Origin of the sequence: Noviherbaspirillum album (genome assembly GCF_035916955.1) — a bacterium.
In the GTDB taxonomy this organism is placed as follows: domain Bacteria; phylum Pseudomonadota; class Gammaproteobacteria; order Burkholderiales; family Burkholderiaceae_D; genus Noviherbaspirillum; species Noviherbaspirillum album.
The window spans coordinates 1-1,314 of the sequence record NZ_JAWIIV010000111.1 but is presented as its reverse complement, the minus strand read 5'-3'; the positions used below and the strand labels follow the sequence as shown (position 1 = coordinate 1,314).

The following is a 1,314-nucleotide window of genomic DNA, read 5'->3' as shown; positions in this document are numbered from 1 at the left end:
CATGGAAGGCGCGGATGAAGCTGATCTCGGTCGGCTCGCACTTGACCTCCAGCGCTGCCTTGGCCATTTCCAGTCGTATCAGGTTGTAGGCGGTCAGCGTCCCCCAGATTTCCTGATAGACGCCCTCGACGGTGCGGCTACGCAAGGTCAAGCCCATTCCCATCATCGTCTGCTTGAGTTCACGATAGCTTGTCTCAATGTGCCAGCGGTGGGCGTAGCAGGCAGTGATGTCCTTGGCCGTGTAGCGCCTGGTATCAAACAGCGATGTCAGCAGTATGTGCTTGCGTGCACTCTGGTCGATGAACGTGATGGCACGAGCACGCCATGCTTCAGGCAACTCCGGGCATTTCTTGCGTGCCTGGGGCGATACGCGCATCTCAACGATGGCATCGTCAGGTGTGCCGCCAACAACGTTCCATTTGCTATTGGCCTTGGCCGGAATGATGAAGTGGCGATCGCTTCGGCCCTGGGTCAAGCCGCACAAGATCTCGGCCGACAGGAATCCTTTGTCGAAGACGGTGAGCGAATCCTCCGGGATCGAGGCAAGCAGCTCTTTGGCGTAGCGCATCTCATTGATTCCATAGGGACNACAGGAATCCTTTGTCGAAGACGGTGAGCGAATCCTCCGGGATCGAGGCAAGCAGCTCTTTGGCGTAGCGCATCTCATTGATTCCATAGGGACCGAATTTGGCATCGAGAATCAAATGAGTCGGCAGCGCGGTCAACGTCACGCCCCGTACTTGCGGGTAGCTCGAAATCCGACCACTGGAATAGACCTGCTCGCCGAAGTGCGCGCGATGCTCTGGCGTATCGGCGGTCTTCAAGGTCGTGCCGTCCAGTGCAAACAGGCTCAGGCCCTTGAACAGGTAGCGCTTGCGATCCTGCTCAGACCACGCCTTTGCCGAGATCTCAAACAAAGCGCGCAACGGTTCGGCGCCAAGACGCTGCCGTGCTTGTGCTACTGCGCTTTTGCTTACGAAAGGTGTGTGCATGTCCGGCAGCGCCAGGTCCAGATCGTCGACCACTTCGCTGATGGACTGATGCCGGTACAGCGCCAGTGCTACGACTAACCACACCACTTGCTCTGCCGGCAGGCGGCGCTGCCGGATGCTCGCTTTGCCCGTGTAGGCCACCGCTTGCTCGATCCACTCGTAGGGCAAGTTCTGTCCCAGGCGAGCCCAGTCCGGGCTTTCCTGGCTTTGTACGAGGAAATGGAGCGCGTCTTCCAACATGGGGACGCAGGTTAACAGCCCTCGCGACCGTTTACAACACCCGAAAAGAAAAATGCCGCTCAGTCTTAACTGAACGGCATTA

1 pseudogene is annotated in these 1,314 nt (G+C 58.1%); it reads right to left on the bottom strand.

What is annotated here, in order from left to right:
* A pseudogene (locus RY831_RS32915) lies at positions 1–1,232 on the bottom strand (IS4 family transposase); the annotation flags it as partial.
* Between the last annotated feature and the right edge of the window lie 82 nt (positions 1,233–1,314).